The sequence below is a fragment of the Streptomyces atratus genome (genome assembly GCF_014648655.1).
GTDB classification, from domain to species: Bacteria; Actinomycetota; Actinomycetes; order Streptomycetales; family Streptomycetaceae; genus Streptomyces; species Streptomyces atratus.
Window position 1 is genome coordinate 177,598 of the sequence record NZ_BMRN01000007.1, and the last position, 25,258, is coordinate 202,855.

A 25,258-nucleotide genomic window follows, 5' to 3' on the forward strand; every position below is an offset into this window, starting at 1 on the left:
TGTACGGGTGGAGAGCGCCCCCGCGGCTGCCGTCACCAGCCGCGGGCGCGCCACTGCGGCAGCTGCGGACGCTCGTCGCCGAGCGTGGTGTCGTGACCGTGGCCCGGATAGACCCAGGTCTCGTCGGGCAACTGGTCGAAGAGCTTGGTCTCCACATCGTGGAGCAGGCTCGCGAAGGCCTCGGGATCCTTGTGCGTATTGCCGACCCCGCCCGGGAAGAGGCAGTCCCCGGTGAACAGATGCGGGGCGCCGTGCGGGTCGTCGTAGACCAGCGCGATGGAGCCCGGGGTGTGACCGACGAGGTGACGTGCGGTCAGGGCGACCCGGCCCACCAGGATCGTGCCGTTGTCGTCGACCAGGACATCGGTCGGGACCGGGATGCCCTCGGCGTCGTACCGCCCGGCATACGTACGCGCGCCGGTGGCCGCCACCACCTCGCCGAGCGCCTGCCAGTGGTCGCCGTGCCGATGGGTGGTGACGACGGAGGCGATGCCGTCGTCACCGATCAGCCGCAGCAGGGTCCCGGCCTCGTTGGCCGCGTCGATCAGGAGCTGCTCGCCGGTGGCCCGGCAGCGCAGCAGATAGGCGTTGTTGTTCATCGGGCCGACGGCGACCTTGGAGATCATCAGATCCGTCAACTCGTGTACATCCGCACGCCCGCCGACCTTGACCGTTCCGCTGTACGTCATACGTCTCAGCCTATAGCGGGGGCAGTGCGGGAAGGGGGCCGCCTTCGACGGTCAGCGCCGAGCCGTCACGGCGTCCGCAGAGCCAGCCGAGCAGCTCGGCGGCCGTACTGCGGACCGTGACTGGACCGCCTTCCGCGCCGCCGCCCGTCGTCCAGGTCCGGCCCTTGTCGTCGGCCACACCCGTGGACACGACATCGGGGTGCCCGCCGAACCGCTCGGCGAGGAAGTCGATCTCCCGGGTGACGAACTCGTCCGGGAGATCCTCCAGCTCGTAGCCGATACCCAGGTCGACATGGTGCAGCTCGACCTCGACGCGGCGGCGGAAGGGGATCCGGGAGGCCGAGTCGGTCACGCCGTTGCGCAGCGTGACCGTGCGGGACCAGTCGGCCGGGGCCGAGGCGGCGTCCATGAAGCGGGCCGCGCTCTCGGCCAGGTCGGCCAGCTGCTCGGCCTTCGGCCGGGGTGCGTCCCGCTCGATGTCGCGGTCGCGGGTTTCGCTGTCTGCGTACATCGGCCGGCCCTGGAGAACATTTACGAGCGCGTCGGCGTTACGAGAGAGGTGCGCAACGACATGGCCGCGGCTCCAGCCCGGCAATCGCGACGGCTCGGCAAGTGCGGCGCCGTCCAATTTTCCGGTGGCGCTGAGCAGCCGGTCGGTCGCTTCACGTACGGCGCCCAGGTCGTGCGCATGATCAATCATGAGGCTGAGCCTAGCCTCGCCACTCATTCGGGTGAAGGAGTCCGTGGCCGTCCGTAAATCGAATGCGCGTGCTATACGCTCGGAGTCGAAAGCTTCGTACATCGCTGTGGCGCCCCCCATACCCTGGGACAGGGGCTCAGTTCCCCCACTTCTCTCCAGAAAGGTGCGGACCGGCGTGGCCGACCGTCTCATCGTCCGTGGCGCTCGCGAGCACAACCTCAAGAACGTCTCGCTCGACCTCCCCCGCGACTCCCTCATCGTCTTCACCGGGCTTTCCGGGTCGGGCAAGTCGTCTCTCGCGTTCGACACGATTTTCGCCGAGGGACAGCGACGCTACGTGGAGTCCCTCTCCTCGTACGCCCGCCAGTTCCTCGGCCAGATGGACAAGCCGGACGTCGACTTCATCGAGGGCCTCTCGCCCGCCGTCTCCATCGATCAGAAGTCGACCTCGCGCAATCCGCGCTCGACGGTCGGCACCATCACGGAGGTCTACGACTACCTCCGGCTGCTCTTCGCCCGGATCGGCAAGCCGCACTGCCCCGAGTGCGGCCGCCCCATCTCGCGCCAGTCGCCGCAGGCCATCGTCGACAAGGTGCTCGGTCTTCCCGAGGGCAGCCGTTTCCAGGTGCTCTCGCCGCTGGTGCGTGAGCGCAAGGGCGAGTTCGTCGACCTCTTCGCCGATCTGCAGACCAAGGGCTACAGCAGGGCCCGGGTCGACGGCGAGACCATCCAGCTCTCCGAGCCGCCCAAGCTGAAGAAGCAGGAGAAGCACACCATCGAGGTGGTCATCGACCGCCTCACGGTGAAGGACAGCGCCAAGCGCCGGCTGACCGACTCGGTCGAGACCGCGCTCGGGCTCTCCGGCGGCATGGTCGTGCTCGACTTCGTCGACCTCCCCGAGGACGACCCCGAGCGTGAGCGGATGTACTCCGAGCACCTCTACTGCCCGTACGACGACCTCTCTTTCGAGGAGCTGGAGCCGCGCTCCTTCTCCTTCAACTCGCCCTTCGGCGCCTGCCCCGACTGCACGGGAATCGGCACGCGGATGGAGGTCGACCCCGAGCTGATCGTCCCCGACGAGGAGAAATCGCTCGACGAGGGCGCGATCCACCCCTGGTCGCACGGCCACACCAAGGAGTACTTCGGGCGGCTGATCGGCGCGCTCGCCACAGCCCTCGGATTCCGTACGGACATCCCGTGGGCCGGGCTGCCGCAGCGCGCCAAGAAGGCCCTGCTCCACGGCCACAAGATCCAGACCGAGGTCCGCTACCGCAACCGCTACGGTCGCGAGCGCGCCTACACCACCCCCGCCTTCGAGGGTGCGGTGCAGTTCGTCAAGCGGCGGCACTCCGAGGCCGAGAGCGACTCCAGCCGGGAGCGCTTCGAGGGCTACATGCGCGAGGTGCCCTGCCCGACCTGTGAGGGCACCAGGCTCAAGCCGATCGTCCTCGCGGTCACGGTGATGGAGAAGTCCATTGCCGAGGTCTCCGCGATGTCGATCAGCGAGTGCGCCGAATTCCTCGGCCGGATGAAGCTGAACGCCCGCGACAAGAAGATCGCCGAACGGGTGCTGAAGGAGGTCAACGAGCGGCTGAGGTTCCTGGTCGACGTCGGCCTCGACTACCTCTCGCTGAACCGCGCGGCAGGCACTCTGTCCGGCGGCGAGGCCCAGCGCATCCGGCTCGCCACCCAGATCGGCTCCGGACTCGTCGGCGTGCTCTACGTGCTGGACGAGCCGTCCATCGGTCTGCACCAGCGGGACAACCACCGGCTGATCGAGACCCTGGTCCGGCTCCGTGACATGGGCAACACGCTCATCGTCGTCGAGCACGACGAGGACACCATCAAGGTCGCCGACTGGGTCGTCGACATCGGCCCCGGCGCCGGTGAGCACGGCGGCAAGGTGGTCCACTCCGGATCGCTCAAGGAACTGCTGGGCAACGGTGAGTCGATCACCGGTCAGTATCTGACCGGCAGGAAGTCGATCGCGATGCCCGACATCCGGCGCCCCGTCGACCCGTCACGCAGGCTCACGGTGCACGGTGCCCGGGAGAACAACCTCCAGGACATCGACGTCTCCTTCCCGCTCGGCGTGCTCACGGCCGTCACGGGTGTCTCGGGCTCCGGAAAGTCGACGCTGGTCAACGACATCCTCTACACCCACCTGGCACGCGAGCTGAACGGCGCCAAGTCGGTGCCCGGCCGCCACACCCGGGTCGACGGGGACGACCAGGTCGACAAGGTGGTGCACGTCGACCAGTCGCCCATCGGCCGTACGCCCCGGTCCAACCCGGCCACGTACACCGGCGTCTTCGACCATGTCCGCAAGCTGTTCGCGGAGACGATGGAGGCGAAGGTGCGCGGCTATCTGCCGGGTCGCTTCTCCTTCAACGTCAAGGGCGGCCGCTGCGAGAACTGCTCCGGCGACGGCACCATCAAGATCGAGATGAACTTCCTGCCGGATGTGTACGTCCCGTGCGAGGTCTGCCACGGAGCGCGCTACAACCGGGAGACCCTGGAGGTCCACTACAAGGGCAAGTCCATCGCCGAGGTGCTGGACATGCCGATCGAGGAGGGCCTGGAGTTCTTCGAGGCCGTCCCGACGATCGCCCGTCACCTCCGCACGCTCCACGAGGTAGGCCTCGGATACGTCAGGCTCGGCCAGTCCGCGCCGACGCTCTCCGGCGGCGAGGCACAGCGTGTGAAGCTCGCGAGCGAGCTGCAGAAGCGCTCCACCGGCCGCACGGTCTACGTCCTGGACGAGCCGACCACGGGTCTGCACTTCGAGGACATCAGCAAGCTCATCAAGGTGCTCTCCGGGCTGGTCGACAAGGGCAACTCGGTGATCGTCATCGAGCACAACCTCGATGTGGTCAAGACCGCGGACTGGGTCATCGACATGGGCCCCGAAGGGGGCAACGGGGGTGGTCTGGTCGTCGCCGAGGGAACCCCGGAGCAGGTCGCCGGGGTTCCGGCCAGCCACACCGGCAAGTTCCTCCAGGGCATCCTGGACCCGGACCGGGTGAGCGAAGCCTCGGTGCCCGCGGCACGTCAGCCCGTGCGGAAGGTGACCACGAAGAAGACGGTCGCTGCGAAGTCGGCCCCGGTCAGGAAGACGGCCACGGCCAGGACGAGCGCGGGCCAGGCCGCCAAGTCCGCTACCGCCAAGACCGCCAAGACGGCTGAGGCGAAGAAGCCCGCGGCGAAGCAGGCGACCCGCGCGCGCAAGGCCTGACGACACCGCTACAGAAGCGGCGACCCCCGGAAATCGGAGGCCGCCGCTTCTGTCGGTACGGTGCGCCCCTTGCCGCAGGCCCCGGTACGGCTGCACGCCCACCGGAACTCGGTGAGGCCTGCGCCGCTCCCACCCCCGCACGTCCCCAGGTACCCCGGTCCGCCCGCTCGTCCCAGGAGCGGCCCGGTCCGCCCGCGCGCCTCTGCCCATACGCCCCCGTTCCTCCCGTCCCATCGCCCCTGGCCCTCTGACCAGGGACAACCGGACTTGGGTGGCCCGGCCACCGACCCCCTGATCTCCGCCGGTATCGTCGGTTCTGTCACCGATGGCGCTGATGCCCGCGGGTACCCCTGGTGCTCCCGGTGCCTCAGCCGCCCCCGGTAACCCCTCTGCATCCTGCCCCCCTGACCAGTGGAGACCGCATGCCCGGCCAGCCCGCCGCCCGCCGTACCGTGCTGAAGGGTGCCGCTCTCGCCGGCGCTGCCGGGCTTGGAGTGGCCGCCTGCTCGACCGAATCGAAGCTCGGTCATGCCGAGACGCCGACGCCGACCGCCCCCGTCCAGCTCGGCGCGGCGGAAGAGGTTCCGGTCGGCGGATCCAAGCTCTACCGCGACCAGCGGGTCATCGTCACGTGCCCGGCCAAGGGCCAGTACAAGGCGTTCAGCGCCCAGTGCACCCACGCGGGCTGCCTGCTGGACAAGGTCGAGGACAACGTGGGGAACTGCCCCTGCCACGGCAGCCGCTTCGATACGACGACCGGTAAGGCGATGCAAGGCCCGGCGACCGCGCCGCTGTCCTCGGTCCCGGTCCGGATCGAGGGCGGAAAGCTCGTCGCGGGCCCCGACGCCTGACGCGCTGCCGGGGACGGACTCACTCCCAGTCCCAGTCGATGCCGACCAGGCCGGGCCGTACCCCCTGCTCCACCAGGTGAACGGTCCGGTGCCGGCCGGTGAGCGTGAGATCCGCACGGGCGCCGCGTGGCGCCCCCGCCGAGACCTGGGTGAAGCTCCGGCACCGTACCGGCAGCGCTGCCTCGTCGAAGCCCACCTGCAGCACGTACTGTCCGCCGCCGAAGCTGAAGCCGCGCACGTACTCGCCGCACGGCCCTCCCGTGGCGTCGTCGAAGCCGTAGCCGAAGAGGTACGTGTCTCCCGCCCTCAGCCGGGTGTCGAAGAGCAGCTCCGCGACGAGCACTCCCGTCTCCCGGTCCCAGCGGACCCGCCCCGTCCGGCAGTTCTCCCGGGCCGCCACCTCCACCCGCGCCGGATCGCAGCCCGGATCACCCCGGTAGACGGCGAGATAGCGGTCGATGTCGTCCCGGTGCGCGCGCACCACATGCTGCGACTCCCGTTGCCGCAGTTCCCGGCCGGGCCCGATCCGTATCCGCTCGTGATGCCCCACGGTGTGCAGCCCGCCGTCCATCGGTGACCCCATCGTGGCGAGCAACCGCTCCACCGCGCCGGACGCCTCCATCAGGGAACGGTACGAGCGCGCGGCCGGACGGTCGGCGTCCACACGGCCGTTCCCGGTCTCCAGCAGGCGGAGCAGCGAGTTCCCCGGCAGCTCCAGCACCTCCTCCAATGCCTTCACAGCCCGCAGGGACTCGGTGCGCTGCGGGCGCCTGACCCCCTGCTGCCAGTAACTCAGGCTGGTCACACCGACCTTGACCCCGCGGTGTGCGAGATGGTGCTGCACCCGCTGGAGCGGCAGCCCGCGCACCGAGAGTGCGGTGCGCAGTGCCAGATGGAACGGGCCGGTGTGCAGCACCTGCGCCAGCTCGGCCTCGGTGTGCTGCATGGGAGGTCCTCCAGGTGAACGTTCACGACGCGGGGTGGGGAGACCGCATCGGCGGGGGCGGTGCCGCAGGTGGCCGGGGGAGATCCGTTCACATATCCGCCATGCCGTTCACACCGCGATGTTCCCCCGCATTGAAGCGTGTTGACCCGTCCCCGACAACGGTTGATGCTCCTCGAAAAGCGTCCGGACGCGCTCCTGTGATCACACACCCCCTGCATTGGGAGGAACGCAATGCGCAACCGAAGTGTTCGACCGGGACGACTCCCGATCACGGCCGTCCTTGCCGCCGTACTGCTTGCCGTACCGACGACGACCGCCTCAGCAGCGCAGACCCCCACCACGACTGCCTCGGCAGTACAGGGCACCGCTGCCGCAGACGGCGGCATCGCCGCCACCCAGCGCCTGAACATCACCATGCAGGCCCAGCAGAAGACCAACTGGTGCTGGGCGGCAGCCGGCAACACCATCGCCACCTGGTTCGGCCGCAACTACTCGCAGAACCAGTTCTGCAACGCCGCCTTCGGCCGCTCCCAGGGCTACGAGTGCCCCAACTCGCAGGCCACGCTCGGCAATGTCCAGGACGGTCTCGACCGGGCCGGCATCAACCCCGGTTCGTACGTCACCGGCTGGCTGCGCCACTCCACCGTCCAGGCCGAGATCGCCGCAGGACGCCCCGTGGAGACCCGCATCCAGTGGTCGGCCGGCGGTGGCCACATGCATGTCCTGTACGGGTACGACGACGCGAACAGCTGGGTCTACTGGGGCGATCCATGGCCCTCCAGCAACCGTTACAACTGGGCCTCGCACGCCTGGTACGTGAGCAACAACGAGTTCTCCTGGACCCACTCGCTGTACCGGATCGGAGCGTGACGCAATGATCTCCAAGACCGCACGCACCGCACGCACCGCATGGTCCGCAGCTGCCGCCCTGGCCGCCACGGGCGTTCTTGCAGGCGCCGCCCTGCTCACCGTCACGACCCCGCAGGCGGCCGCCGCCACCGGCCCCGCAGCCGATCCGGCCGCCTTGGCCGCCGCCCGTCGAGCGGCCACCGACCCCGCGACCCTGGACACCCTGTCCCGGTTCTTCGCCCGCGAAGGCAAGATCGCAAGGTCGGCGGCCGCGCCGCGCATCGAGGGCGCCGCAGTCCCCGTACGCACCCTCGATCCGGACTTCGTCGCCGGGAAACCGGGAGCGCCCGTCGCCAGACTGGACTACCTCGCCACCACGGCCGTCTCCTCGGACGGCCAGAAGGCGTCCTTGTGGACCCTTCCGAAGGAAGGGAAGGACGGCGGCCGGCAGGTGGTGAACATCGCCACCGGCGACGACGAGACGCGGTACGCCGCCGCCGGCGCCCACAAGCTCCCCGGCGGGACGGTCTTCCGCGAGCCGCAGATCGACGCCTGGTACGTCCAGAGGGGGGCCGAGGTGCTCCCGCTGGACCAGGACGCGGTCCGCGCGGTCGGCGCCCACGGCACCACACTCGCCGCCTACCGCGCCCGGGTACGGGAGGCCTACGGCGACAAGCTCCCCGGCTCCGGTTACGACCGCTCCGGCAAGGCGGGGGGCTACGCACCGTCCGCCACCGCTTCCGGCCCCCGGGAAAGCGCCGACGCAACCCACCGGGTGGCTGTCGCGAGCACGGCTTCCGGCACGGCCCCGACCGCCACGTCGGCCGCCGCCGGAGCGGGTGCCCTCGCCGTGCTCGCCCTCGGCGGCATCACGGCACTGCGCAACCGCCACCACCGGGAAACCCCGTGACCGGCAACGGCACCCGCTGACCCCGTGCTCCGGGGGGCGCTCCCTCAACCCGCGCCCCGGAGCACGGCACCACTGCCGAGCAGGCCGCACTGTCACTGCCCGCAAGTAGGGTGGGACGCATGGCAGACCCCTCCAGCTACCGCCCCAAGCCGGGACAGATCCCCGACTCCCCGGGGGTCTACAAATTCCGCGACGAACACCGCCGGGTGATCTACGTCGGAAAGGCCAAGAACCTGCGCCAGCGCCTGGCCAATTACTTTCAGGACCTGGCCGCGCTCCACCCGCGTACGCGCACGATGGTCACCACGGCCGCCTCGGTGGAGTGGACCGTCGTCTCCACGGAGGTCGAGGCGCTCCAGCTGGAGTACTCCTGGATCAAGGAGTTCGACCCCCGGTTCAACGTCAAGTACCGCGACGACAAGAGCTATCCGTATCTCGCGGTCACGCTCAACGAGGAATTCCCGCGCGTCCAGGTCATGCGCGGAGCCAAGAAGAAGGGCGTGCGCTACTTCGGTCCGTACGGGCACGCCTGGGCGATCCGCGAGACGGTCGACCTGATGCTTCGGGTCTTTCCGGTGCGTACGTGCTCCGCCGGAGTCTTCAAGAACGCCGCCAGGACCGGCCGCCCGTGCCTCCTCGGCTACATCGGCAAGTGCTCGGCTCCCTGCGTCGGCCGGGTCACCCCTGAGGAACACCGCGAACTGGCGGGCGACTTCTGCGACTTCATGGCCGGCCGCACCGGCACGTATATCCGCCGCCTGGAGAAGGACATGATGGCGGCGGCCGAAGAGATGGAGTACGAGCGGGCGGCCCGGCTCCGCGACGATGTGGAGGCCCTCAAGCGGGCCATGGAGAAGAGCGCCGTCGTCCTCGCCGACGCGACCGACGCCGACCTGATCGCGGTCGCCGAGGACGAGCTCGAAGCCGCCGTCCAGATCTTCCATGTGCGCGGCGGCCGGGTGCGCGGCCAGCGCGGCTGGGTCACCGACAAGGTCGAGAACGTCGACACCTCGGGCCTGGTCGAGCACGCCCTGCAGCAGCTGTACGGCGAGGAGGCGGGCGATTCCGTCCCCAAGGAGGTCCTCGTCCCGGCCCTCCCCGAGGACCCCGACGCGGTCGCCCAGTGGCTCGCCGACCGCAGGGGCTCCCACGTCAGCCTGCGGATCCCGCAGCGCGGCGACAAGAAGGACCTGATGGCGACGGTCCAGCGCAACGCCCAGCAGGCCCTGGGGCTGCACAAGACCAAGCGCGCCTCCGACCTGACGACCCGCTCCCGCGCCCTGGAGGAGATCGCCGGGGCGCTCGGCCTCGACACGGCTCCGTTGCGCATCGAGTGCTTCGACATCTCGCATCTCCAGGGCGACGACGTGGTCGCCTCCATGGTCGTCTTCGAGGACGGTCTTGCCCGCAAGAGCGAGTACCGCCGCTTCCAGATCAAGGGCTTCGAGGGCCAGGACGACGTCCGCTCGATGCATGAGGTGATCGGCCGCCGCTTCAAGCGGTATCTCCAGGAGAAGGAGCGGACGGGGGAGTGGGAGGAGACCCCCGCGCCAACCGGACCCGTCCCGGCCCCGCAAACCGCCCCGGCAGCCCTGACCGGCCCGGCCGGTTTGGACACCATCCCCGACGCAGGCACCACTCCCGTCCCGGACACCGCCCCCGATCCGGACACCGCCCCCGATCCGGACACCGCCCCCGATCCGGACACCGAGCCCCGCGAGGACGACGGCCGTCCCAAGCGGTTCGCCTATCCGCCGCAGCTCGTCGTGGTCGACGGCGGCCAGCCGCAGGTCGCCGCCGCCAAGCGCGCCCTCGACGAGCTCGGGATCGACGACATCGCCGTCTGCGGCCTCGCCAAGCGCCTCGAAGAGGTCTGGCTGCCCGAGGACGACGACCCCGTCGTCCTGCCCCGCTCCAGCGAGGGCCTCTATCTCCTCCAGCGTGTCCGTGACGAGGCGCACCGCTTCGCGATCACGTATCAGCGCGCCAAGCGGGCCAAGCGCATCCGTTCCAGCCCCCTGGATGCCGTCGCCGGCCTCGGCGAGACCCGGAAACAGGCGTTGATCAAGCATTTCGGCTCCGTGAAGAAGCTGAAGCAGGCGACAATCGACGAGATCTGCGAGGTTCCGGGGATAGGCCGCAGGACTGCGGAATCGGTGGCTGTCGCCCTGGCCTCGGCTGCCCCGGCCACGCCCGCCGTGAACACGGCGACAGGAGAGATCATTGAAGATGACGACGGGGGCAGCACGACATGACTGAGCACGAACACGAACACGAAGTCGAGCACAACAGCACCGACCGAGCAGACGGAGCAGGACACGTGAGTACGGGCACCACGATCGAGACGGGTGACGGGAATGCGGCCATCCCCGAGCTGGTGATCATCTCGGGGATGTCGGGCGCCGGGCGCAGCACCGCGGCCAAGTGTCTGGAGGACCTCGGCTGGTTCGTCGTCGACAACCTGCCGCCCGCACTGATCCCCACCATGGTCGAGCTCGGCGCGCGCTCGCAGGGCAATGTGGCCCGGATCGCCGTCGTCGTCGACGTGCGGGGCCGCCGCTTCTTCGACAACCTCCGCGAGTCCCTCGCGGACCTGGAGGCAAAGCACGTCACCCGGCGCATCGTCTTCCTGGAGTCCTCCGACGACGCACTGGTCCGGCGCTTCGAGTCGGTCCGCCGCCCGCACCCCCTCCAGGGCGACGGCCGGATCGTCGACGGCATCGCCGCCGAGCGCGACCTGCTGCGTGAGCTGCGCGGCGACGCCGACCTGGTGATCGACACCTCCAGCCTCAATGTGCACGAACTGCGCGCCAAGATGGATGCCCAGTTCGCCGGCGACGAGGAGCCGGAGCTGCGCGCCACGGTGATGTCGTTCGGCTTCAAGTACGGCCTGCCGGTCGACGCCGACCTGGTGGTCGACTGCCGCTTCCTGCCCAACCCGCACTGGGTCCCCGAGCTGCGCCCGTTCACCGGGCTCAACGAAGAGGTCTCCGCCTACGTCTTCGACCAACCGGGCGCCAAGGAATTCCTCAACCAGTACACGGAGCTGCTCCAGCTCATCGCCGCCGGGTACCGCCGCGAGGGCAAGCGCTATGTGACGATCGCCGTCGGCTGCACGGGCGGCAAGCACCGCTCGGTCGCCATGTCCGAGAAGCTCGCGGCCAGGCTCGCGACCGAAGGCATCGAGACCGTCCTCGTCCACCGGGACATGGGGCGCGAGTGACCAGCCGTAATCTGCGCCTGCGGCGGCTGCGCAGAGCCACCTCTGCGATCTCCGGCCGCAAGCGCGGCGCACAGCCCAAGGTCGTCGCCCTCGGCGGCGGCATGGGCCTGTCCGCGTCGCTCGCGGCGCTCCGCCGGATCACCGGCGATCTCACGGCCGTGGTCACCGTCGCCGACGACGGCGGCTCCAGCGGCCGGCTCCGCGAGGAGCTCGGCGTCCTGCCGCCCGGCGACCTGCGCAAGGCGCTCGCCGCCCTGTGCGGTGACGACGACTGGGGCCAGACCTGGGCCCAGGTCATCCAGCACCGCTTCCAGTCCAAGGGCGATCTGCACGAGCACGCGGTAGGCAATCTGCTGATCGTCGCCCTGTGGGAGCAGCTCGGTGACCATGTCCAGGCCCTGGACCTGGTCGGCAAGCTCCTCGGGGCGCACGGCCGGGTACTGCCCATGTCCGCCGTGCCGCTGGAGCTCCAGGCGCTCGTACGGGGACACGATCCGGCCCGCCCGGACGACGTGGACACGGTGCGCGGCCAGGCCACCGTGGCGCTCACCCCGGGCGAGGTGCAGTCCGTCCACCTCGTCCCGAACGACCCGCCGGCCGTTCCCGAGGCCGTCGCGGCGGTCCTCGACGCGGACTGGGTGGTGCTCGGCCCGGGGTCCTGGTTCTCCTCCGTGATCCCGCATCTGCTCGTCCCGGAACTGCTCGACGCGCTCATCGAGACCAAGGCCCGCAAGGTCCTCTCGCTCAACCTCGCACCGCAACCCGGCGAAACTGATGGCTTCTCTCCGCAGCGTCATTTGGAGGTTTTGGGACGACACGCCCCTAAACTCGCCATGGACGTGGTGCTGGCCGACGAAGCCGCCGTGCCCGATCGTGAGTCCCTCGCCGACGCCGCCAAGCGGCTCGGCGCCGCGGTCGAGCTGGCGCCGGTGGCCTCACCCGACGGCGTTCCGATCCATGATCCGGAGCTGTTGGCCGCCGCGTACGACCGTATTTTTCGGATGCATGGAAGGATCGGCCCATGGCGATGACGCCGGCGGTGAAGGACGAAATCTCTCGGCTTCCCGTGACCCGGACCTGCTGCAGGAAGGCAGAAGTCTCGGCGATTCTTCGGTTCGCGGGTGGGCTGCACCTGGTGAGCGGCCGGATTGTGATCGAGGCGGAGCTGGACACCGCAATGGCGGCGCGCCGGCTGAAGCGGGACATTCTCGAGATCTTCGGGCACAGCTCGGAACTGATCGTGATGGCTCCCGGCGGGCTGCGGCGCGGCTCCCGCTATGTCGTACGGGTGGTGGCGGGTGGCGATCAGCTGGCCCGCCAGACCGGCTTGGTGGACGGCCGCGGCCGTCCCATCCGCGGCCTGCCCCCGCAGGTGGTCTCGGGGGCCACCTGCGATGCCGAGGCCGCCTGGCGCGGGGCCTTCCTGGCACATGGCTCGCTCACCGAGCCGGGCCGCTCCTCCTCGCTGGAGGTGACCTGCCCGGGCCCGGAGGCGGCGCTCGCGCTGGTCGGCGCGGCCCGCAGGCTCTCCATCGCGGCGAAGGCCCGCGAGGTGCGCGGGGTGGACCGGGTCGTCGTCCGTGACGGCGACGCGATCGGCGCCCTGCTCACCCGGCTCGGCGCCCATGAGTCGGTGCTGGCCTGGGAGGAACGGCGGATGCGCCGCGAGGTCCGCGCCACCGCCAACCGGCTCGCCAACTTCGACGACGCCAACCTGCGCCGTTCCGCGCGGGCCGCGGTCGCCGCGGGCGCCAGGGTGGGGCGCGCGTTGGAGATCCTGGGCGAGGAGGTGCCCGAGCACCTCGCGGCGGCCGGACGGCTGCGCATGGAGCACAAGCAGGCATCCCTGGAGGAGCTGGGCGCGCTCGCCGACCCGCCGCTGACCAAGGACGCGGTCGCCGGCCGGATCCGACGGCTGCTGGCGATGGCCGACAAGCGGGCCCAGGATCTGGGTATCCCGGGCACGGAATCCACCCTCAGCGAGGAGCTCGCCGACGGCCTGGTGGGCTGACCCGCGAGGCCATGAAGTCGGCCGAATACAGAACATGCGGCATTCCCAGGAATGTTGACGTTCCGTAAACATCACTGCAAGTACGGCCGAGTATTCAAAGGCCCGTACTCCAACCGAGGAGTACGGGCCTCGGCGGTTCTTGCGGCCCCGCTCGATGTCACCCCGGGGCCGTCGGAGAGGTAGGGTCGGAGGCGGTCGGGGACATCTCATACAACTCGCCGGGGTGTAAACCCCGCGTACCTAACGAGGAGATCGGTTCGTGACGATCCGCGTAGGCATCAACGGCTTTGGCCGCATCGGTCGTAACTACTTCCGCGCGCTGCTGGAGCAAGGTGCGGACATCGAGATCGTGGCTGTCAACGACCTGGGTGACACCGCGACCACGGCACACCTTCTGAAGTACGACACGATCCTGGGCCGTCTCAAGGCCGAGGTCAGCCACACCGCCGACAGCATCACCGTCGATGGCCACACCATCAAGGTGCTCTCCGAGCGCAACCCGGCCGACATCCCCTGGGGTGAGCTGGGCGTCGACATCGTCATCGAGTCGACCGGCATCTTCACCAAGAAGGCCGACGCCGAGAAGCACATCGCGGGTGGCGCCAAGAAGGTCCTCATCTCGGCCCCGGCCAAGAACGAGGACATCACCATCGTGATGGGTGTCAACGAGGAGAAGTACGACGCGGCCAACCACCACGTCATCTCCAACGCCTCCTGCACCACCAACTGTGTCGCGCCGATGGCCAAGGTGCTGGACGAGAACTTCGGCATCGTCAAGGGCCTCATGACGACGGTCCACGCGTACACGAACGACCAGCGCATCCTGGACTTCCCGCACTCCGACCTGCGTCGCGCCCGCGCCGCCGCGGAGAACATCATCCCGACCACGACCGGTGCCGCCAAGGCAACCGCTCTCGTGCTCCCGCAGCTCAAGGGCAAGCTCGACGGCATGGCCATGCGTGTCCCCGTTCCGACCGGTTCGGTCACCGACCTGGTCATCACGCTGGAGCGCGAGGTCACCCGCGACGAGGTCAACGCCGCCTTCCAGAAGGCCGCCGAGGAAGGCCCGCTCAAGGGCAAGCTGTTCTACACCGAGGACCCGATCGTGTCCTCGGACATCGTCTCGGACCCGGCCTCCTGCACCTTCGACTCCCTGCTGACCATGGCAGAGGGCTCGCAGGTCAAGGTCATCGGCTGGTACGACAACGAGTGGGGCTACTCCAACCGCCTCGTCGACCTGACCGTGTTCGTCGGCAGCCAGCTCTGACCGTCGAATCGGCAGGCACCTCGATGTGAGCACGGGGCTCGGACGGCGCAACGCGGCGCCGTCCGAGCCCCGTTGCATGCTTCCTCGTCCTCCAAGGAGTCCAGCAACATGAAGACCATCGACGAACTTCTCGCCGAAGGGGTCACCGGCAAGCGCGTATTCGTCCGCGCCGACCTCAACGTGCCGCTGAGCGGCACCACCATCACCGACGACGGCCGCATCCGCGCCGTTCAGCCGACCGTGGAGAAGCTCGCCGCAGCCGGTGCGCGGGTCATCGTCGCCTCGCACCTGGGCCGCCCCAAGGGCGCCCCGGACACGGCCTTCTCCCTGGCCCCCGCCGCCGCCCGGCTCGGCGAGCTGATCGGCGCCGACGTCGCCTTCGCGACCGACACGGTCGGCGAGTCCGCCCGTGCCACGGTCGCCGCGCTCACCGACGGCCGGGTCGCCGTCATCGAGAACCTCCGCTTCAACCCCGGTGAGACGTCGAAGGACGACGCCGAGCGCGGCGCGTTCGCCGACCAGCTCGCCGAACTCGCCGATGTGTACGTGGGCGACGGCTTCGGGGCTGTCCACCGCAAGCACGCCTCGGTCTTCGACCTCCCGGCCCGGCTGCCGCACGCTGCGGGCGACCTGATCGCCACAGAGGTCGGCGTCCTGAAGAAGCTCACCGAGAACGTCGAGCGCCCGTACGCCGTCGTGCTCGGCGGCTCCAAGGTCTCCGACAAGCTCGGCGTCATCGACCACCTGCTGGAGCGCGCCGACCGCATCCTCATCGGCGGCGGCATGGCGTACACCTTCCTCAAGGCCCAGGGCCACGAGGTCGGCAGCTCCCTCCTCCAGGAGGACCAGATCCCGGCGGTGCTGGAATACCTCAAGCGCGCCGAGGACAAGGGCGTGGAGTTCGTGCTCCCCGTCGACGTCGTGGTCTGCGAGCAGTTCCCGGACCTCAAGGCCAAGGCTCCGACCGAGCACCGCACCGTGCCCGCGGACGCCATCCCGGCCGGTTTCATGGGCCTGGACAACGGCCCCGAGACCAACAAGCTGTACGCCTCGAAGCTCGCCGACGCCGTCACCGTCTTCTGGAACGGCCCGATGGGCGTCTTCGAGCACCCTGATTACGCCGAGGGCACCCGGGCCGTCGCCCAGGCCCTCGTCGACTCCGAGGGCTTCAGTGTCGTCGGCGGTGGCGACTCCGCCGCGGCCGTCCGCATCCTGGGCTTCGACGAGAACGCATTCGGACACATCTCGACCGGTGGCGGCGCCAGCCTCGAATACCTCGAGGGCAAGACGCTTCCCGGCCTCGCCGCACTGGAGGACTGACTTTTCATGAGCACCCGTACCCCGCTGATGGCGGGCAACTGGAAGATGAACCTCAACCACCTCGAGGCCATCGCACACGTCCAGAAGCTCGCTTTCGCCCTGGCCGACAAGGACTACGACGCCGTCGAGGTCGCAGTCCTGCCGCCCTTCACCGACCTGCGTTCCGTGCAGACCCTGGTGGACGGCGACAAGCTGAAGATCAAGTACGGCGCGCAGGACATCTCGGCGCACGACTCCGGCGCATACACCGGGGAGATCTCCGGCCCGATGCTCGCCAAGCTGAAGTGCACCTATGTCGCCGTCGGCCACAGCGAGCGCCGCCAGTACCACGGCGAGACCGACGAGATCTGCAACACCAAGGTGAAGGCCGCTTTCAAGCACGGCCTGACCCCGATCCTCTGTGTCGGCGAGGAGCTGGAGGTCCGTGAGGCGGGCAACCACGTCGCGCACACGCTCGCGCAGGTCGACGGTGGTCTCAAGGACATCCCCGCCGAGCTGGCCGAGTCGATCGTGATCGCGTACGAGCCGGTCTGGGCCATCGGGACCGGCAAGGTCTGCGGCTCCGACGACGCCCAGGAGGTCTGCGGGGCGATCCGCAGCCGCCTCGCCGAGCTGTACTCGCAGGAACTGGCCGACACGGTCCGTATCCAGTACGGCGGCTCGGTGAAGTCCGGGAACGTCGCCGAGATCATGGCGAAGCCCGATGTGGACGGCGCGCTGATCGGCGGGGCCGCACTGGACACCGACGAGTTCGTCAAGATCGTCCGCTTCCGCGACCAGTGAGTATGCGGTAGCGCGGATCCGTCGTACCCTTGCGGGGGCCGAGGAGGGTATAGCCTCCCGGCCCCCGCTGTTCGCACATGCAGTCCAGAGAATTCCGGAAAGTAGGGACCAGCCGTGATTTTGGCGTTCGAGATCGCCCTGATCGTCTTCAGCCTGCTGCTGATGCTGCTGGTGCTGATGCACAAGGGCAAGGGCGGCGGCCTCTCCGACATGTTCGGTGGCGGTATGCAGTCGTCCGTGGGCGGCTCCTCGGTCGCCGAGCGGAACCTCGACCGGATCACCGTGTTCATCGGTCTGGCCTGGTTCGCGTGCATTGTTGTGCTTGGTCTGCTGATCAAGCTGGACAACTGACCCGTCGTACGCGATTCCCGGTGAGGGTGTAACTCCTTTCACTGGACGCGCGTTGGGCCTTACGTAGACTGGGGCATCTTCGAGCACCATCACGCAGGGAGTTACGACCGTGGCAAGTGGCAACGCGATCCGGGGAAGCCGGGTCGGAGCGGGGCCGATGGGGGAGGCCGAGCGGGGCGAGTCCGCGCCGCGCCTCCGCATCTCCTTCTGGTGCTCGAACGGGCACGAGACGCAGCCGAGCTTCGCCAGTGACGCGCAGGTACCGGAGACTTGGGACTGCCCGCGCTGTGGTTTCCCGGCCGGCCAGGACCGGGACAGCCCGCCGGACCCGCCGCGCACCGAACCGTACAAGACGCACCTCGCGTACGTACGTGAGCGGCGCAGCGATGCGGACGGCGAGGCCATCCTCGCCGAGGCCCTGGCAAAACTCCGGGGTGAGATCTAGTTGTTGTTCACCGGCCGGACACCTCACGGGGTGTCCGGCCGGACTGCCTTTGCCGTGCCGCAGCCCGCCATTGCCTCGTCAACCCCTCTGATCAATTAAGTTGGAAGGGCAGCGGGGCATCTGCAGGCACGAGAAGAAGTGGGCTGATATCCGGGATGAATACACCAAGCCGAACCAGGCTCAACCAGACGCCCGAGTGGACCGCTCTGGGCAAGCACCGCGAGCAGCTCGGGGCGACACATCTGCGGCAGCTCTTCGCGGACGACCCGGAGCGCGGCACCGGATACACCCTCCGGGTCGGCGATCTGTATGTCGACTACTCCAAGCACCTGGTCACCGACGAGACGCTCCGGCTGCTGCGCGAGCTCGCCGCGGCCACCGGCGTGGCCGAGCTGCGGGACGCGATGTTCCGCGGCGAGAAGATCAACACCACCGAGGACCGCGCCGTCCTGCACACCGCGCTGCGTGCCCCGCGCGATGCGGTGATCGAGGTCGACGGCGAGAACGTGGTGCCCGCCGTGCACGCCGTACTCGACAAGATGGCGGCCTTCTCCGACCGCATCAGGTCGGGGGAGTGGACCGGTCACACCGGCAAGCGCATCAAGAACATCGTCAACATCGGCATCGGCGGCTCCGACCTCGGCCCCGCCATGGCGTACGAGGTGCTGCGCTCCTTCACGGACCGCTCGCTCACCGTCCGCTTCGTGTCGAACGTCGACGGCGCCGACCTCCACGAGGCCGTGCGCGATCTCGACCCGGCCGAGACGCTCTTCGTCATCGCGTCGAAGACCTTCACCACGATCGAGACCATCACCAACGCCACCTCGGCCCGCAACTGGCTGCTGACCGGTCTGAAGGCCGATCAGGACGCCGTCGCCAAGCACTTCGTGGCGCTGTCCACGAACGCCGAGAAGGTCGCGGACTTCGGCATCGACACCGCCAACATGTTCGAGTTCTGGGACTGGGTCGGCGGCCGTTACTCGTACGACTCCGCCATCGGACTCTCGCTGATGATCGCCATCGGCCCGGACCGGTTCCGCGAGATGCTCGACGGCTTCCACCTCGTCGACGAGCACTTCCGCACCGCCCCCGCCGAGGACAACGTCCCCCTGCTGCTGGGCCTGTTGGGTGTCTGGTACGGCGCTTTCTTCGACGCGCAGTCGCATGCCGTACTGCCCTACAGCCACTATCTGTCCAAGTTCACCGCGTACTTGCAGCAGCTGGACATGGAGTCCAACGGCAAGTCCGTGGACCGGGACGGCAATCCGGTCGACTGGCAGACCGGACCGGTCGTCTGGGGCACCCCCGGCACCAATGGGCAGCATGCCTATTACCAGCTGATCCACCAGGGCACCAAGGTCATCCCGGCCGACTTCATCGGCTTCGCCGAGCCGGTCGCCGACCTGCTGCCCGGTCTGGTCGCCCAGCACGATCTGCTGATGGCCAACTTCTTCGCCCAGACCCAGGCGCTGGCCTTCGGCAAGACGCCGGACGAGGTCCGCGCCGAGGGCGTCGCCAAGGAGCTGGTTCCGCACAAGACCTTCAAGGGCAACCACCCCACGACGACGATCCTGGCCGACAGGCTGACGCCGTCCGTCCTCGGCCAGCTGATCGCGCTGTACGAGCACAAGGTCTTCGTCCAGGGAGCCATCTGGAACATCGACTCCTTCGACCAGTGGGGCGTCGAACTCGGCAAGGTCCTCGCCAAGAAGATCGAGCCGGTGCTGACCGGGACGTCGACATCGGCCGCTGCCGCGGCGGAGGGGGGCGAGCAGCTGGACAGCTCGACCGCCGCGCTCGTCCAGGCGTACCGCGCCCGCAGGGGGCGCTGAGCCGATGACCACGGGGGAGCGGACGGTGCGGCTGAGGCCGCCGAACAACACACTGGACCCGAGGGCCGTCGGCTGGTGGCGGGCGCAGTGGCTGCTGCTGACCGCGGTGCCGGTGGTCGTGCTGGCCGTGCTGGGCGCGTTCATCGAACCCGCCCGGTTCTGGCTGCTGCTGCCCGCCGCGATCCTCGCCGTCCTCGGCATCGGATGCGCCGTCCTCTTCCCCCTCTGGTGGTTCCGCACCCATCGCTGGGAGGTCACCGACGAAGCGGTGTACGTCAGAACCGGCGTCATCCGGCAGGAGTGGCGGATCGCGCCGATGTCCCGGATCCAGACCGTGGACACCGTGCGCGGCCCGCTCGAACAGCTCTACCGGCTCGCGACGGTCACCGTGACCACGGCATCGTCCAAGGGCGCGGTGCGGATCGAGGGACTGGGACACGAACTGGCGGCCGAGCTGGCCGAGCGGCTGACCCGGATCACCCAGGAAACCCCCGGGGACGCCACATGAGCTCGGAGGCGGCCGTTGCCCCGGACGCCGAGGGCGAGGGCGGCGTCACCGGCCCCGAGGCGGCCACCGCTGCCGACTGGCGGCGGCTGGACCGGCGTACGGTCCTCGTCAACGCACTCGTCACGGCCGGGGTGGCGGCCGGTGCGGCCGTGCCCACCACGCTCGGCCTCTCCGGACGGTTCGGGTTCGGGCACGCGGTCGCCTGGGTGCTGGCCGGTGCGATCGTGCTGATCGGCTGCGCCGCGGCCGGCGACTACGTACGGTGGCGCCGCACCCGCTACCGCATCGGCGCCGAGCGGGTCGAGCTCCACACCGGGCTGCTGCTGGTCAAGAAGCGCTCACTGGCCCGGACACGCATCCGCAGCGTCGACCTCACCGCCCATCTGCTGCAACGGGTCCTCGGCCTGGTCAGCGTCCGCATCGGCACCGGCGAGCACTCCGGCAACGAATCCACCCTGGAGCTCGACCCGGTCCCCAGGTCCGAGGGCGAACGGCTCCGCCTCGAGCTGTTGGAACGTGCAGCCGGCGACACCCCGGGCACTCATCGCGAGGGCGAGCTCGCCGCCCTCGACCCGCGCTGGATCCGCTACGCACCGGTCTCCTTCGTCGCCCCCGCGCTCGGCGGTGCGGCGGCCGGTGCGGTGATGCAGGTCAGCGACTGGTTCGGGGCCCAGGGGCAGGTGATCGACTGGATCGGCGACCGGTTCCGGGACACCTCACTGCTCGCCATGATCGTGATCCTCGCCGCCGCCGCAGTGGTCGCCGGTGTCGTCGGCGCGCTCGGCCTGTGGGTCGAGATGTGGTGGAGCTACCGGCTGGAGCGCGAACCCGGCGGCACGCTGCGCATCCGGCGCGGCCTGCTGACCTCCCGGTCCGTCTCCATCGAGGAGCGGCGGCTGCGCGGCGTCGACCTCGTCGAACCGCTCGGCATCCGGCTGTGCGGCGCAGCCCGGGTCGACGCGATCACCACCGGACTGGCCAAGGACGACGAGGAGCAGCACGGCGACCACAACACCCTGCTGCCCGCCGCACCCCGGCCCGTCGCCGACAAGGTCGCCGCCGACGTCCTGCGCGAGACCACGTCCCCGACCGGCGCTCCGCTGACCGGGCACCCCCTCGCGGCCCGCGGTCGCCGGCTGCGCCGGGCGTTCTGGGCCGTCACCGCGCCCGTACTCGTCCTGGCCCTCCTGGGTGTGCTGCTGACACCCGTCCTGTTCTGGATCGCGTTCGCCTGCGCCGTCGTGGGGCTGCCCGTTGGGGTGTTCCTCGCCCGGGACGCGTACCGCGGCCTGGGGCACGCCATCAGCGGCGACTACCTGGTGGTCCGGTCCGGCACGGTCCGGCGCTCGACCGCCGCGCTGGAACGGGCCGGTGTCATCGGCTGGACGGTCAGGCAGACGTACTTCCAGCGGCGGTCCGGGGTGCTGAGCCTCACCGCGACGACGGCCGCCGGAGCAGGCGCGTACACGGCGTACGACGCGGATGCGAGCGAGGGCCTCGACTTCGCGTCCGAGGCCGTCCCCGGCCTGCTGGAGCCCTTCCTGGAGCGCACCCCGCCGGCCCGGTGACCGCGACGGTCAGCCGTGTGTCGTGTCGATGACGCAGAACCTGTTGTCCTCGGTGTCGGCGAGCACCACGGAATCCGGGTCGTCCGGGTACAGCTCCCGGTCGACCCGCGCCGCGCCGAGTGCGACCAGCCGGTCCACCTGGGTGTCCCGCTCCTCGGTGCACAGGTCGAGATGGACCCGGGGGACCTCCTGCACCGGCGTATCGCTCCGCCCCAGGGACAGCCCGACGCCGTGTCCATCGGCCGGGACCAGCACCACCCAGTCGTCCTGCCAGGGCTCGCGCTCCACATGGCCGAGCGCCGCCTCCCAGCAGGCCGCCGCGCGCCGTACGTCCGACGCACCCATCGCCACGGTTCCGATACGCATCCTGGGCCGAGCCGTTCACGCCGCAGGCCCGGCCGCTCCGAAGAGCGAACCGGGCCTGCGTACAACGGTACTGACGACCGCTCAGGGAGAAGCCGGCGGATACAGCGCGCGCGGCAGCCGCGAGGCCGCCGCCGCGTCCAGCAGCCACAGAGTGCGGCTGCGTCCGTACGCACCGGCTGCCGGGGCCTGGATCTCCCCGGCGCCCGAGAGCGCGATCTCCGCGGCCTCCGCCTTGTCCTCGCCCGCGGCGAGCAGCCACACCTCACGCGCCGCCCGGATCGCGGGCAGCGTGAGCGAGATGCGGGTGGGCGGCGGCTTGGGAGCGCCGTGCACACCGACGACGGTGCGCTCGGTCTCCCGCACCGCGGGCAGCTCCGGGAAGAGCGACGCGACATGCGTGTCCGGGCCGACGCCCAGCATCAACACATCGAACGTCGGCACCGGACCGTGGTCCTCCGGACCGGCCGCCGCGGCCAGTTCACCGGCGTACGTGGCCGCTGCCGCGTCGGCGTCGTTGCCGCAGGGGCCGTCCGAAGCGGGCATCGCGTGCACCCGGGACGGGGTCAGCGGCACCGAGGCCAGCAGGGCCTCGAAGGCCTGCGTGACATTGCGCTCCGGATCACCCTCCGGCAGGAACCGCTCGTCGCCCCACCACAGGTCGAGCCGCGACCAGTCGATCGCGTCCCTGGCGGGCGCGTCGGCGAGTGCGGCCAGCAGGCCGTTGCCGTTGCGCCCGCCGGTGAGGACCACCGAGGCGTGACCGCGCGCGGCCTGGGCGTCCACGATCTTCGTGATCAGCCGGGCCGCGGCGGCCTGCGCCATCAGCTCCTTGTCGCGGTGCACGACAAGCTGAGGGGCACTCACTTCGCCGCCGCCTTCTTGGCCGCGGTCTTCTTCGCAGCGGCAGGGGCGGCAGCGGGGGCGGGCTCGGCCGGCTTCGGCTCCGCAGGTCCGCCGAGCTTCTCCACGCCGAACTTCACCGTCGCCTCGTAGGTGTTGTCCGGGTCCAGGCGCCGCAGCTCCTCGGCGAGGAGCTCGGCGGTGTCCCGCCGCTTGAGCGCCACCGCACGGTCCGGCTGGCCCTGCATCGAGAGCGTGGCCAGCGAACCGTCCGGGCGGTCCAGGACGATGACGCCGTTCCTGGTCTGCATCCGCACGGCCGTCAGACCGGGGCCGCCGGACTGGGTGCGCTCCACCGGAACCTTGAGCCGGTCCGCCAGCCACATGGCGAGCAGCTCGCAGCTCGGGTTCTCCGACTCGCCCTCGACCGTCGCCGAGACGACCTCGACCTGCTGCTGGTCGAGCGCGGCCGCCAGCATCGAGCGCCACGGCGTGATGCGGGTCCAGGACAGATCGGTGTCGCCCGGGGAGTACGACCGGGCGCGCACCGCGAGTTCGTCACCCGGATTCTCCGCCGAGTACGCATCCGTGATCCGGCGCTGGGCGAGCGCGCCCAGCGGGTCCTTCGCCGGATCCTCGGGAGCGCCCTCGGGCCACCAGACCACGACCGGGGCGTCCGGCAGCAGCAGCGGCAGGACCACCGACTGGGCGTGGTTGGCCAGCTCGCCGTGGAGACGCAGGACGACGGTCTCGCCGGTGCCCGCGTCGGAGCCGACCCGCACCTCGGCGTCGAGCCGGGCGTCCCGGCGGCTGCGCGGCGAGCGGCTGACCCGCTTGATCACCGCGATGATCCGCGAGGGGTGTTCGCGCGAGGCGTCGCCGGCCGACTTGAGCGCGTCGTACGCGTTCTCCTCGTCGGTGACGATGACCAGGGTCAGCACCATGCCGATGGCCGGGGTGCCGATGGCACGGCGGGCCGACACCAGCGCCTGGTTGATCTTGCTGGAAGTGGTTTCCGTGAGATCGATCTTCATGGCCGGCGCCAGCTCCGTCCGTCTCGTGCAAGCATCTCGTCCGCCTCGGCCGGGCCCCAGGTGCCCGCCTGGTACTGCGCGGGCTTGCCGTGCTTGTCCCAGTACTGCTCGATCGGGTCGAGGATGTTCCAGGAGAGTTCGACCTCCTGGTGCCGCGGGAAGAGGTTGGCGTCGCCGAGCAGCACATCGAGGATGAGCCGCTCGTACGCCTCAGGGCTGGACTCCGTGAACGACTCGCCGTAAGCGAAGTCCATCGTGACGTCCCGGACCTCCATCGAGGTGCCCGGCACCTTGGAGCCGAATCGCACGGTGACGCCTTCGTCCGGCTGGACCCGGATGACCAGGGCGTTGCCGCCCAGCTCCTCCGTCGCGCCGGACTCGAACGGCAGATACGGGGCGCGCTTGAAGACGACCGCGATCTCCGTGACCCGGCGGCCGAGCCGCTTTCCGGTACGGAGGTAGAACGGCACGTCCGCCCAGCGGCGGTTGTTGATCGTCAGCTTGATCGCGGCGTAGGTGTCGGTCTTTGACTTGGGGTCGATACCGTCCTCCTGGAGGTAGCCGAGGACCTCCTCGCCGCCCTGCCATGCGTGCACGTACTGGCCGCGCACCGTGTGCTTGCCCAGGTCCTCCGGCAGCTCCACCGCCGTGAGCACCTTGAGCTTCTCGGCGACCAGGGCCTTCGGGTGGAAGGAGCCGGGCTCCTCCATCGCGGTCAGCGCCAGCAACTGGAGCAGGTGGTTCTGGATGACGTCACGGGCGGCGCCGATGCCGTCGTAGTAGCCGGCCCGGCCGCCGATGCCGATGTCCTCGGCCATCGTGATCTGGACGTGGTCGACGTAACTCCGGTTCCAGATCGGCTCGAACATCGTGTTGGCGAACCGCAGCGCCAGGATGTTCTGGACCGTCTCCTTGCCCAGGTAGTGGTCGATCCGGAAGACCTCGTTGGGCGGGAAGACGTCGTGCACGATCTGGTTGAGCTCCTGCGCACTCTTCAGGTCGTGGCCGAAGGGCTTCTCGATGACGGCACGCCGCCAGGAGCCCTCTTTCTGGTCGGCGAGCCCGTGCTTCTTGAGCTGCTGGACGACCTTGGGGAAGAACTTCGGCGGCACGGACAGGTAGAAGGCGAAGTTGCCTCCCGTGCCCTGTGCTTTGTCGAGTTCCTGGATCGTGGCCTTCAGCGTCTCGAAGGCCTCGTCGTCGTCGAAGTTGCCCTGGACGAAGCGCATCCCCTGGATGAGCTGCTGCCAGACCTCTTCGCGGAACGGCGTACGCGCGTGTTGCTTGACGGCGTCGTGGACCTCCTGTGCGAAGTCCTCGTCGTGCCACTCGCGGCGCGCGAAGCCGATGAGTGAGAAGCCCGGCGGCAGCAGGCCGCGATTGGCCAGGTCGTAGACGGCGGGCATCAGCTTTTTACGGGACAAATCGCCCGTGACGCCAAAGATCACCAGGCCCGACGGTCCCGCGATGCGCGGGAGCCGTCGGTCCTGGGGGTCACGAAGCGGGTTGGCTCCGGGAACACCAGACAAG

General features: G+C 69.6%; 23 protein-coding genes. 16 read left to right on the plus strand and 7 right to left on the minus strand.

Annotated features, from left to right (window positions below; genetic code table 11):
• Positions 1-32: 32 nt before the first annotated feature.
• Positions 33-689: an MBL fold metallo-hydrolase gene (locus IEZ15_RS14690; protein WP_189277126.1), complete on the minus strand. Its 657-nt coding sequence runs from the start codon at positions 687-689 to the stop codon at positions 33-35.
• Between the two features lie 10 nt (positions 690-699).
• On the minus strand, positions 700-1,389 hold the full coding sequence (locus IEZ15_RS14695) for a maleylpyruvate isomerase family mycothiol-dependent enzyme (RefSeq protein ID WP_189277128.1): 690 nt from the start codon (positions 1,387-1,389) through the stop codon (positions 700-702).
• 175 nt (positions 1,390-1,564) lie between these two features.
• Here IEZ15_RS14695 and uvrA point away from each other — a divergent pair, with 175 nt between their 5' ends.
• A complete protein-coding gene (uvrA, locus tag IEZ15_RS14700; protein ID WP_114243939.1) occupies positions 1,565-4,624 on the plus strand; it encodes an excinuclease ABC subunit UvrA in 3,060 nt (1,019 codons plus the stop codon).
• 422 nt (positions 4,625-5,046) lie between these two features.
• Positions 5,047-5,475, plus strand: a complete 429-nt coding sequence (locus IEZ15_RS14705; protein WP_114243938.1) for a Rieske (2Fe-2S) protein — start codon at positions 5,047-5,049, stop codon at positions 5,473-5,475.
• 19 nt (positions 5,476-5,494) lie between these two features.
• Here the strand turns inward: IEZ15_RS14705 and IEZ15_RS14710 are convergent, their stop codons facing one another.
• Positions 5,495-6,421 (minus strand): hypothetical protein, encoded by a 927-nt coding sequence (locus IEZ15_RS14710; RefSeq protein ID WP_189277130.1) that lies wholly within the window; start codon positions 6,419-6,421, stop codon positions 5,495-5,497.
• A 231-nt stretch (positions 6,422-6,652) separates the two neighbouring features.
• On the opposite strand from IEZ15_RS14710, the gene IEZ15_RS14715 reads away from it, so the two are divergent.
• From IEZ15_RS14715 to IEZ15_RS14780, 14 genes are all read left to right on the plus strand, one after another.
• Complete coding sequence (locus tag IEZ15_RS14715; RefSeq protein ID WP_189277132.1) at positions 6,653-7,291, plus strand: papain-like cysteine protease family protein; 639 nt, start codon at positions 6,653-6,655, stop codon at positions 7,289-7,291.
• Between the two features lie 4 nt (positions 7,292-7,295).
• Complete coding sequence (locus IEZ15_RS14720) at positions 7,296-8,180, plus strand: hypothetical protein (RefSeq protein WP_189277134.1); 885 nt, start codon at positions 7,296-7,298, stop codon at positions 8,178-8,180.
• Positions 8,181-8,299: 119 nt separating this feature from the next.
• Positions 8,300-10,435 carry an excinuclease ABC subunit UvrC gene (gene uvrC, locus IEZ15_RS14725; protein ID WP_189277136.1) on the plus strand — a complete coding sequence of 712 codons (2,136 nt, stop codon included), beginning with the start codon at positions 8,300-8,302 and terminating at the stop codon, positions 10,433-10,435.
• A complete protein-coding gene (gene rapZ, locus IEZ15_RS14730) occupies positions 10,432-11,403 on the plus strand; it encodes an RNase adapter RapZ (protein ID WP_093899529.1) in 972 nt (323 codons plus the stop codon). The genes uvrC and rapZ overlap by 4 nt, the downstream gene beginning before the upstream one ends.
• Complete coding sequence (locus IEZ15_RS14735) at positions 11,400-12,434, plus strand: gluconeogenesis factor YvcK family protein (RefSeq protein ID WP_114243933.1); 1,035 nt, start codon at positions 11,400-11,402, stop codon at positions 12,432-12,434. The genes rapZ and IEZ15_RS14735 overlap by 4 nt, the downstream gene beginning before the upstream one ends.
• Positions 12,425-13,414 carry a DNA-binding protein WhiA gene (whiA, locus tag IEZ15_RS14740; protein ID WP_030919772.1) on the plus strand — a complete coding sequence of 330 codons (990 nt, stop codon included), beginning with the start codon at positions 12,425-12,427 and terminating at the stop codon, positions 13,412-13,414. The genes IEZ15_RS14735 and whiA overlap by 10 nt, the downstream gene beginning before the upstream one ends.
• Positions 13,415-13,673: 259 nt before the next feature.
• The gene (gap, locus tag IEZ15_RS14745) at positions 13,674-14,681 is read left to right on the plus strand and encodes a type I glyceraldehyde-3-phosphate dehydrogenase (protein ID WP_114243932.1); all 1,008 of its coding nucleotides are present in this window, start codon (positions 13,674-13,676) and stop codon (positions 14,679-14,681) included.
• 108 nt (positions 14,682-14,789) lie between these two features.
• Entirely contained in the window at positions 14,790-16,001 is a 1,212-nt protein-coding gene (locus IEZ15_RS14750; RefSeq protein WP_189277138.1) for a phosphoglycerate kinase, read from the plus strand.
• A gap of 6 nt (positions 16,002-16,007) precedes the next feature.
• Positions 16,008-16,784 (plus strand): triose-phosphate isomerase, encoded by a 777-nt coding sequence (gene tpiA / locus IEZ15_RS14755; protein WP_114243930.1) that lies wholly within the window; start codon positions 16,008-16,010, stop codon positions 16,782-16,784.
• Positions 16,785-16,898: 114 nt separating this feature from the next.
• Positions 16,899-17,135, plus strand: a complete 237-nt coding sequence (secG, locus tag IEZ15_RS14760) for a preprotein translocase subunit SecG (protein WP_114243929.1) — start codon at positions 16,899-16,901, stop codon at positions 17,133-17,135.
• 109 nt (positions 17,136-17,244) lie between these two features.
• Positions 17,245-17,580 carry an RNA polymerase-binding protein RbpA gene (locus IEZ15_RS14765; RefSeq protein ID WP_072483070.1) on the plus strand — a complete coding sequence of 112 codons (336 nt, stop codon included), beginning with the start codon at positions 17,245-17,247 and terminating at the stop codon, positions 17,578-17,580.
• Between the two features lie 155 nt (positions 17,581-17,735).
• Entirely contained in the window at positions 17,736-19,412 is a 1,677-nt protein-coding gene (pgi, locus tag IEZ15_RS14770) for a glucose-6-phosphate isomerase (RefSeq protein WP_189277140.1), read from the plus strand.
• A 4-nt stretch (positions 19,413-19,416) separates the two neighbouring features.
• Positions 19,417-19,920, plus strand: coding sequence for a PH domain-containing protein (locus IEZ15_RS14775; protein WP_114243927.1), 504 nt, complete (start codon positions 19,417-19,419; stop codon positions 19,918-19,920).
• On the plus strand, positions 19,917-21,488 hold the full coding sequence (locus IEZ15_RS14780; protein WP_189277143.1) for a PH domain-containing protein: 1,572 nt from the start codon (positions 19,917-19,919) through the stop codon (positions 21,486-21,488). The genes IEZ15_RS14775 and IEZ15_RS14780 overlap by 4 nt, the downstream gene beginning before the upstream one ends.
• 9 nt (positions 21,489-21,497) lie before the next feature.
• Here the strand turns inward: IEZ15_RS14780 and IEZ15_RS14785 are convergent, their stop codons facing one another.
• From IEZ15_RS14785 to zwf, 4 genes are all read right to left on the minus strand, one after another.
• The gene (locus IEZ15_RS14785; RefSeq protein ID WP_189277145.1) at positions 21,498-21,854 is read right to left on the minus strand and encodes a VOC family protein; all 357 of its coding nucleotides are present in this window, start codon (positions 21,852-21,854) and stop codon (positions 21,498-21,500) included.
• Between the two features lie 81 nt (positions 21,855-21,935).
• The gene (pgl, locus tag IEZ15_RS14790; protein ID WP_114243925.1) at positions 21,936-22,718 is read right to left on the minus strand and encodes a 6-phosphogluconolactonase; all 783 of its coding nucleotides are present in this window, start codon (positions 22,716-22,718) and stop codon (positions 21,936-21,938) included.
• Entirely contained in the window at positions 22,715-23,728 is a 1,014-nt protein-coding gene (gene opcA / locus IEZ15_RS14795) for a glucose-6-phosphate dehydrogenase assembly protein OpcA (protein WP_189277147.1), read from the minus strand. The genes pgl and opcA overlap by 4 nt, the downstream gene beginning before the upstream one ends.
• Positions 23,725-25,257 (minus strand): glucose-6-phosphate dehydrogenase, encoded by a 1,533-nt coding sequence (zwf, locus tag IEZ15_RS14800; RefSeq protein WP_114243923.1) that lies wholly within the window; start codon positions 25,255-25,257, stop codon positions 23,725-23,727. The genes opcA and zwf overlap by 4 nt, the downstream gene beginning before the upstream one ends.
• Between the last annotated feature and the right edge of the window lies 1 nt (position 25,258).